Here is an 8,870-nt window from a genome sequence, read left to right as displayed (position 1 = left end):
CGCTTTCGGCTCAGCACTTTGGTTTTTGGCTTCCCGCCCAGACTCAAACCCAAAAAGGAGTAAACAACCCATGTTTCAAGAGACTAACAGCGGCGATCGCTCAATTCCTGCGATCGCCCTTCCTGACAGCACCCCCTCTGGCAGCGGTGAAACGGTGCGGCTGATGATGTTTGGCTCTTTGCCTTGTGTGCGGCAAGAGATCCACCACCTGCACCTGAAAGACTATGCCGAACCCAACGACTGGAGCCGCCCGCTTTCTACCGGACGACCTAACGAAGTCATGGTGATTCTCACCAAACGCTGTCGGCTCAATTAAGCGCCAAACATCAGGCGCGATCGCCCTTGAAAAACCGGGTTTCTTTGCAAACGTGTGACAACTGCCATGCTTTGCCAGAAACCCGGTTCTAGGTTGCTAATCCTCCTTTCCCAGTGCCCCTGGCGCACCAATCAGCGTTCGCTTAGGTGAGCAGGTAATAATCATAATCAGCAGCGTCAAAATATAGGGCGCAGCATTAAACAAGTAGTAATAGGCATCAATGCCCACCGATTGAAAAGCTGGGCCAATTGCCTGCGCCCCCCCAAACAACAGCGAAGCCCAAAGGCACTGAATAGGGTTCCAGCGGGCAAAAATCACCAAAGCCACCGCCATCAAACCCTGACCGCTGGAAATTCGCTCCGTCCACACACCGGGATAATACAGCGACAAACAAGCTCCACCAATACCCGCCAGAAAACTACCAGCAACAATGCTCAGCATTCGCACCTGAAAGATCGAAATGCCCATAGCTCTAGCAGCTTCGGGGCTATCGCCTACCGCCCGAACATACAACCCCCAGCGCGTTGCCCGGAAAAACCACTGCATCAAAGGCGCGATCGCAATACCCATCAAAAACAAAGGGCTAAGCTTTAGCGCCGACTGCACCTGAGGCAAACTGCTCCAGCCGCCAATGTCAATCGTCATCAACTGCGGGGCTTGGGGTTGAATAAACGGCTTGCCCAAAAAGAACGCCAGCCCACTGCCAAAAATAATCATGGCAATGCCCACCGCCACATCATTGACGCGGGGCTGCTGGGCTAGCCAACCATGAATCGCCCCCAACAGCATCCCCGAAATGCCCGCCACCAGCACCCCCAACCAGGGAGATAGCCCCGGCCCTACCCAATTTTGCGTCAGGTACGAAACGCCATAGGCGCTCATCGCCCCCATCAGCAACGTTCCTTCTAGACCCAGGTTGATCTTGCCGCTTTTTTCAGTCAGGCATTCACCCAAGCTGACAAACAAAAACGGGGCACTGCCTCGCAACGTCCCCGCCAAAATGCCCAACGGTACGCCCCACCATCCTAATGCTTCGGCTGCCATAATTTGCCTTGCTTCTGCTTTATGTTTAACTGTCTTCGCGCTTTATACGCCGCTGCCCACGGGGGTAGCCGCCCGCTCATGAATGACTCGATGCTGCTGGAAAAAGGGAATGCGGTTATAGAGCGAATCACTAAACAACACGCAAAGAAACACAATCCCTTGAAAAACCAAAACCGTGGCATCGGGTAAATTGTGCGATCGCTGTAAGATACCGCCGCTAGCCAAAATACCCCCCAGCAAAACGGCCACTAAAATCGTCGCCAGCGGATTGTGGCGCGACACAAACGCCACCAAAATGCCGGCATAGCCATAGTTAGACACCAGCGATTCATTGACCCGCTTTTGCACCGCTGCCACCTCCACCATGCCTGCTAGCCCCGCCGCCGAGCCACCTAAAAAGCAAATGGCGAGGGTAAGCTTACCCACGGGTAGCCCCGCAATCCGCGCCGCGCGAATGTTGCCTCCGGCTGTGCGGGCAGCAAAGCCAAAGGTGGTGCGTTGAATCAATACATAGGCAATGATGCAGGTAATTAGGCCATAAAGCAGGCCAAAATGAATGCGCGTGGCTGGTAAGTTGCCCAGCCAAAGCACATCGGCTAGTTCTGCTGAAGAAGGCTTTGTCACAAAGTCAGGATCACGCAACGGCCCTTCTACGAGGTGATTCAAAATGGCGATCGCAATGTAATTCATCAGCAAGCTACTGATCGTTTCATTCACGCCGCGATAATGCCGCAGCGCCCCTACCGCCATAATCCACAGCCCCCCGCCCACAATGCCGCCCAAGGCCATACCGATTTGCACCGCCGGGGCAGGCAGCGCCGTCCCCAAGTTAAGTCCGACCAGTACGGCAGCAAGTCCACCAATAACCAAGGCTCCCTCGTTGCCAATAATCACCAGTCCCAACCGCGCTGGCAAAGCCGTACACAGCGCAGTTAACATCAGCGGTGCCGCTCGAATCAGCGTATTTTGCCAAGCACTCCAGCTACCAAAAGCCGCTTTGTAAATAGATTGATAAACGCTGAAGGGATTTGCCCCCGCAAAAGCACAAAAGAGGCCAAAAATGACCATTGCCACAATCAACGCCCCCACAGGTAGGCAGATTGTTTCTAAATTTCGCCGCCAAGGTTGGTTAACCAGCATGAGAACCCAGAATGAACAGTAGTTAAACCCAAAAGAAACCGAGCTAAAAGCCTCTAGCCACTCACAGAGCCATCAACCCCTTCAATCAGGTAGTCCATTTTTTCCAGTTCTATATCTTGTTGCTTGAGTTCTTTATCGGCTGGGATGGCTGTACTGCCTGCATTAGTTTGCAGTGGGCCTTGGTAAATCACCAGTTCGCCCTTCATCAAGCCTTCTTTAGCCGCATCGGCAGCCGCTTTCGCTTCGTCGCTTACCGCAGGCCCATACTCAGAAACCTTACAAAAATTCTCAGCCAAGCCCCCCCGCAAAATGTGATCAATATCGCCCGCCATCAGGGTTTGCCCCGCCAAGAACTGTTCGCCTAGCTGGGTGTAAATACTTGACCAGTCCCACTCTGCTCCGGTCAGGTAGCCATTAGCAGCCAAGCTAGACTGGTCGGCGTGGTAGCCCGTGCAGTAAATGCCCCGTTTTTCAGCCGTTTCCATCACCACCTTAGGGCTGTCTACGTGACAGGTCACCACATCAATTCCCTGATCCGCCATGCTGTTAGTCGCTTCAGCTTCTTTAACTGGGAGCGCCCAATCTCCGGTAAAAATGACTTTGGTGATAATTTCAGGATTCACTGATTTAGCACCTAAGGTGTAGCTGTTGATGTTGCGCAAGACCTGCGGAATCGGCTTAGCCGCGACAAAGCCCAGCTTGCCAGATTGCGACATGTGCCCTGCGACGACCCCTGCAACATACTCGGCTTCGTCGATGTAGCCAAAGTAGCTGCCGACGTTATCGGGCATACCGTCTTGGTACAAGCCACCGGCATGAAAGAACTGTACTTCCGGAAATTCCGCCGCTATTTCTAAAATGTATGGATCGAAGTAGCCAAAAGACGTTGGAAATAGCACTTTAGCGCCATCAATTTCAATCATGTTGCGCATGGTTTCGGCTACTGCGGTTGATTCTGGCACGTTGGCTTCTTCTACCACTTGAATGCCAGGTAGCGCCGCCATCGCCGCTGCCCCTTCAGCATGAGCCTGGTTGTAACCGTAGTCGTCTTTAGGGCCGACGTAGATAAAGCCCACCACCAGATCTGACGCCTCACCACTGCCTGCAGCGCGATCGCCTTCTGTGGCAGTACATCCCGTTCCGAGTTTAGCCGTCAAGCCAAAGGCAGTCGTCGCCAATAGACCTCGAACCACCTGGCGTCGAGATAAGCGAAGCAAAGATTTTTTTCGATAAGTCATGCTGTAGAAGGCTCCTATGAGTCGGCGAAATGGATGATCGCCCCCAGCGCTAAGTCGCATCTAGGCAAAACTGAGTACACCCCTCAGCCGAGTACCGATGGAAAGGCTAATTTCCACAGGCCGCTAGCTCAGATCTCAGCTTGGCTCAGTGTCGAAAGGTGACTGGTTGCGAGGGCTAGTTCATAGAATTGAGAAAATTGAGTTGCAAATTTGTATACAGCTTTGCTATTTCTGCCTGAAGCCAGATTCTTTTTGCAGAACTTAGCGTTGAGCCACAGCGGCGATCGCCTGTTTGTTCAACAACGCTCAAGGCTGGCCTGCTGTCAAGAGTCTTTGCCGAGCGTCATTGCTAAAGCCGAAGAGCCGCATGAAAGCTTTTCTATCAACAGTTTTTAGCCGTTTGGGGGGCTTGCGGCTAGTAGCTATCTCTATTACCCTCTTGGCTTAACTGAAGTCAGACCTGGATTTCTGGTGAATGCCTAGCAGTTGTATGCATCGCTTTATCGCTCAAGAAATTAAATTGCTGATAATAGATTCTGCTTTTTTTTGGGCATTCTTTTGCAGTAAGTAAGCCTTGATCTGCATCTGCCTGAAAATCGTTAGTGGTGCTTTGCCAATTTGTAAAGGCAGGAGTCGCTTACCCTTAATGAACAATGATTTTGTCTGTCCACCCACAGCTTGGGTAGTGCTGAGTATTTCGGCGGGTTTAATAACAGCTTTTGGCTTGATTGTCGGACTTGAAAGTGCCGCCAATCGGATAACGACGCCAGAACCTTCAGCTAAAAATTTAGAGCTTATTGCGCCAAATCGCTGATTAGTTAGATTCTTTATACTTTTTGACTGATCAGTCAGTTTTGCCAGCGGATAAAGAATTGTTTTGGTTGTCACCTCTGCTATTGGCGATCGCCAGTAGCAGCATGAGTTTCGCCAGCAATTTTAAAAATCAGTTAATGCTTATCGAACACCGTTAGGTCGTCGATAAACACCTTTTTGCTATGAAAAAGAGGCCCTTCCCTAAACAATGGATTCGCTTTACGGCTTTTGTGTTAGTCGGCGTTTTTTGCCAATTTCTTTTCACAGTTAACTATCCTAAACGGACGCTGGCTCAAGCTGGATCGGCTTGTGCAGCTATTACTAACCCTTTAACCCCAGAAGAACAGGCTTACGCTCAGTCGGCCTGGAACTACTTCGTTGACAATTCTCAACCCACTACAGGCTTTTCTAACTCAGCCGGAGGCTACCCTTCCGGTACTCTGTGGGATTTAGGCAACTACCTCACCGCGATGAATGCCGCCCGCTGGATGGGTTTGATTGATCAAGCTGAGTTTGATCAGCGCCTCAACACCTTTCTAAATGGACTCAGCCAAATTCAGCTTTTTGAAGGCAAGCTACCCAATAAGGTTTACAACAGCGCCACGGGTGAAATGGTGGACTATGGCAACAACCCCTTACCCCGGGGTATTGGCTGGTCAGCCCTAGACATTGGCCGAATTTTGGCCGCTTTTCATGTTTTGCGAACCTGCCACCCGCAGTACAGCAATTGGCTACAAGGGCTAATTGATAGCTGGCAGGTGGCTCTGTCAGTGCAAGACGACATGCTTTATGGCGCTACCGTCTTGCCCGATGACAGCACATTGCTGGTGCAGGAAGGACGTTTAGGCTATGAGGAATATGCCGCTAGAGGTTATCAGCTTTGGGGATTCAACGCGCCTAAAGCTTTAGCGTTTGATCCGTATCAGTTTGTTGATATCTACGGCGTACAAATTCCAGTTGATACCCGAACCTATCAAGAGACAAATGCAAATAACTATGTTGTTAGCGAATCTTACATTTTAGAAGCGATTGAATTTGGTCTAAATGGTGAACTGGCAGACTATGCCAACCGTGTTTTTGAAGCCCAAAAACGCCGCTTTGAAGATACAGGCTTGTTAACGGCTGTTTCAGAAGACAATATCAACCAGGCTCCTTACTTTCTTTATAGTACGGTCTATTCTAATGGCGTTCCTTGGGCAGTCATTACCGAGGCCAATGAGCTACACCCCGAACTGCGAACGCTAAGCACTAAAGCCGCTTTTGGCTGGCATTATGTTTATCCTGAAAACGATTATGCCAAACGATTGTTTGATCAGGTTAAAGACACCTGTAATTCAGGCAGAGGCTTTTACGCAGGTATTTACGAATCGGGACTTTATCAACCCCAGCCCCCCCTCAACGATATTTTGACGGGCAATACCAACGGCCTTTTAGTCGAAATTTTGTATTACAAAGCCAGAGGCTATCAGCCCTTAATCGCTGGTTCAGCTCCGCCTTCGCCACCGTCATCGCCCGCTCCTCCGGCTCCGCCTGCAACGTTGCCCCCGCCTGCGGCTACAGATCAGCCGTCTCCCGCCGCCGCTGCCGCCGCTTCTCCGCCGCCTACGGCTGCCCCCATTGAGCCGCCGCCCACAACAGCGGTCGCGATCGCCCCCGTTGCTCCGGTCGGTCAACCGCGTCCTTCTAGCTGCCCGCTGCCAGAACAACCGTTGCGCATTACCGACGAACGTTATGCCAAAAATGCCTGGAACTATTTTGACGCCAACTATCAGCCCACAGGTTTGGTCAACGACCGCAGTGATATGAACGGAGCCACCCTTTGGGGGTTGGGAGATTATTTAGCAGCGCTGCACGCTGCTCAAACGCTAGGCATTATCTCGGCTGAAAAATTTGACCAGCGGGTACGGCAGTTACTCGGTGCCCTGCGGCAAATGCCGCTGTTTGCGGGAGAGTTGCCCCATCGCAGTTACGACACGCTCACCCTCAATCCCATTGATTATGGCGGCAACGACGACGCTATCGGCAATGGCTGGTCGGGGTTAGACGTTGGTCGGTTAATGGCGGCTCTACATGTGCTGAAGACGTGCCATCCCGAATATGCAGACGTTGTTGACACAACAGCTTTGGATTGGTCTTACCTGCGAGTGGTGCGCAACGGCCAGCTTTCTAATGCTGTCCTTCGAGAAGATGCCAACGGGCGATCGCGCATTCGGGTGAACCCGTCTCAGCTCTTGGGGTATGAAGAATATGCGGCTCGTGCCTTTCAGCTTTGGGGCTTTGATGTGTCTCGCTCAGCCGTGGGGGGGCAGTATCAGCGAGCCGAGGTGGAAGGCCAACCCGTGCCCGTGCAACGAGCCGATGGCCGTCGCCGCCAAGAGAAACTCAACACCATCAGCACGCCTTTTATTCTTTATGGCTTAGAGTTTGGCTTTGATCCGCAAATGCGATCGCTGGTTGACGCTATTTTCTCGGCAGAAAAAGCCCGCTATCAGCGGACAGGCACCTTCAGCGCTTCTGGAACGACGCTAATTGATCAAGATCCCTACGTTATCCACAATACGATTGTGGCGGATGGGCAGCCCTGGCCAGCGGTTACCGAAAGCGGCACGGATGTTTCTGAAATGCGACTGGTCAGTACCGCCGTTGCCTTCGCTTATTTCACTTTGTTTCCTAACGACCCCTACAGTCAGGAACTTTGGCAGGCAACGCTAGACCTCTACAACCCACTGTTGGGCTACTACGAAGGGTTCTATGAGCAGTCGCGCCGCACGGCTATCGGCTTTACAGGCGGTACCAACAGCCTGATTTTGCAAGCACTCTTGCACAAAGTGACGCAGCAGCCTTTGATTCAGCCCCACAGCGATCGGGCCTCTCCTTGGTGGCAGGCCATTCGGCAGGGAGATTCTGGCCAGGGTTTACCGGAAACAGACACGCTGCCGATTGAAATGGTGAGCCAGGGTCGCGATCGCTACTGGGTGTCTACCGATCAGGCATCGTCTGCGCCCCCAGCTACCGAAGACTTGACCCTTTCGGCTGAACCCGCCCCCCTGCCGCCCCCTGCGGGTACCGCAACAGCGATCGCTAGCCCCAGCCCCGATCAAGAGACAGTCGCGGTTGCCAGCGCCCCTTCTCCCCCTGCTGATTTAAGCGTCATGGACAAAATTGCCGCTCAACGCGCCTGGAAGTTTTTTGAAAACAACTGGAACGCCACCACCGGACTGGTCAACGCGGTTGACAACTTGGCTTGGAGTACAGTGTGGGATCAAGGCAGTGCGCTTTTGGGCTTACACGCCGCTAGACAGCTTGATTTGATTTCTGCTTCAGACTTCAATCGTCGTTTGGAGCGCTGCCTGCAAACCCTGACCACGCTGCCGCTACCGGAGACAGCGCTGCCCAATAAAGCTTACAACACCGCTACTGCCGCCATGTATACGTTGAGTAATACGCCCGATCCGCAGGGTAGAAGCGGTTGGTCAGCGCTGGATATTTGTCGGTTTTTGATCAGCCTCAAAGTGTTGCAGACCCATTATCCCGACTACAGCGATCGCATTGAGCAAGTCGTTCGCCGCTTTGACCTGTCTGCCCTGGTGAGCGAAGGTTGGTTAGTCGGCAGCGGGTTAGATCAACAGGGAAACCGCCAAACCTGGCAAGAAGGCCGTCTCGGCTATGAGCAGTATGCGGCGGCAGGGCTGCTGCTGTGGGGGCAAGCGGCCACTAATGCCCTTTATGCACCGCCCATCGAAAGCGTTACGGTAGACGGCGTGGCGTTGAATGTGGATCAACGCGATCGCGCCAACTCAGGCGCTAGCAACTACCTGACTAACGATCCGTATTTTTTCTGGGGTCTAGAACTGGGCTGGCCAGAAGCGGTGCAGCCGCAGGTTGAGGCGCTATTACAGGTGCAGCAGCAGCGCTACGCGCGTACCCAAATCTTGACGGCTCTCAATGAAGACGCCCTCGATCGCCCGCCCTACTTTCTTTATTACTGCGTTTATGCAGACGGCAATTCCTGGCGTGTGCTAACCAGCCAGGGGGTGTCGCATCCAGATCTCAAGTTTCTCAGCACCAAAGCGGCTTTTGCCTGGTCAGCGCTCAAAGCTGGCGATCCCTATGGCCAAACCCTGCGTCAGGCCGTCCAAAATTTAGCCGACGAAAACCGGGGCTACCTTTCCGGACGGTATGAAGATCCCCAACTTGGCCCTAACCGCGCCATCAACGTCAACACCAACGCCGCTGTTCTCGAAAGCCTCCTCTACCACGCTAGAGGGGGTCGCCCCCTGATTCAACTCTAACTTTTCAACAACTCAAACCCTCAAAAC

Annotated in this window: 6 protein-coding genes; 2 read left to right on the top strand and 4 right to left on the bottom strand. The window is 52.7% G+C overall.

What is annotated here, in order from left to right; translation table 11 throughout:
• Positions 1-70 precede the first annotated feature (70 nt).
• Positions 71-316 (top strand): hypothetical protein, encoded by a 246-nt coding sequence (locus tag ACTS3T_RS14750; RefSeq protein WP_377965789.1) that lies wholly within the window; start codon positions 71-73, stop codon positions 314-316.
• A 96-nt stretch (positions 317-412) separates the two neighbouring features.
• Here the strand turns inward: ACTS3T_RS14750 and ACTS3T_RS14745 are convergent, their stop codons facing one another.
• The 4 genes from ACTS3T_RS14745 to ACTS3T_RS14730 form a co-directional block, all read right to left on the bottom strand.
• A complete protein-coding gene (locus tag ACTS3T_RS14745) occupies positions 413-1,360 on the bottom strand; it encodes an ABC transporter permease (RefSeq protein WP_377965787.1) in 948 nt (315 codons plus the stop codon).
• 42 nt (positions 1,361-1,402) lie between these two features.
• Entirely contained in the window at positions 1,403-2,500 is a 1,098-nt protein-coding gene (locus ACTS3T_RS14740) for an ABC transporter permease (protein WP_377965785.1), read from the bottom strand.
• Between the two features lie 53 nt (positions 2,501-2,553).
• Complete coding sequence (locus ACTS3T_RS14735) at positions 2,554-3,738, bottom strand: BMP family ABC transporter substrate-binding protein (RefSeq protein ID WP_377965783.1); 1,185 nt, start codon at positions 3,736-3,738, stop codon at positions 2,554-2,556.
• A gap of 507 nt (positions 3,739-4,245) precedes the next feature.
• Positions 4,246-4,626: a hypothetical protein gene (locus tag ACTS3T_RS14730; RefSeq protein ID WP_462935234.1), complete on the bottom strand. Its 381-nt coding sequence runs from the start codon at positions 4,624-4,626 to the stop codon at positions 4,246-4,248.
• Between the two features lie 107 nt (positions 4,627-4,733).
• Here ACTS3T_RS14730 and ACTS3T_RS14725 point away from each other — a divergent pair, with 107 nt between their 5' ends.
• On the top strand, positions 4,734-8,843 hold the full coding sequence (locus ACTS3T_RS14725) for a DUF3131 domain-containing protein (protein WP_377965779.1): 4,110 nt from the start codon (positions 4,734-4,736) through the stop codon (positions 8,841-8,843).
• The last annotated feature ends 27 nt before the right edge of the window (positions 8,844-8,870 follow it).

The organism is Almyronema sp., from assembly GCF_052168255.1.
GTDB lineage: Bacteria > Cyanobacteriota > Cyanobacteriia > Phormidesmidales > Phormidesmidaceae > Sphaerothrix > Sphaerothrix epifaneia.
The sequence above is the reverse complement of the archived record's forward strand: the minus strand, read 5'-3'. Positions and strand labels throughout refer to the sequence as shown.

Excerpts from the sequence above, each read along its gene's own strand:
- ACTS3T_RS14750 (WP_377965789.1), top strand. The coding sequence starts at position 71 with ATGTTTCAAGAGACTAACAGCGGCGATCGCTCAATTCCTGCGATCGCC.
- ACTS3T_RS14745 (WP_377965787.1), bottom strand. The coding sequence starts at position 1,360 with ATGGCAGCCGAAGCATTAGGATGGTGGGGCGTACCGTTGGGCATTTTG.
- ACTS3T_RS14740 (WP_377965785.1), bottom strand. The coding sequence starts at position 2,500 with ATGCTGGTTAACCAACCTTGGCGGCGAAATTTAGAAACAATCTGCCTA.
- ACTS3T_RS14735 (WP_377965783.1), bottom strand. The coding sequence starts at position 3,738 with ATGACTTATCGAAAAAAATCTTTGCTTCGCTTATCTCGACGCCAGGTG.
- ACTS3T_RS14725 (WP_377965779.1), top strand. The coding sequence starts at position 4,734 with ATGAAAAAGAGGCCCTTCCCTAAACAATGGATTCGCTTTACGGCTTTT.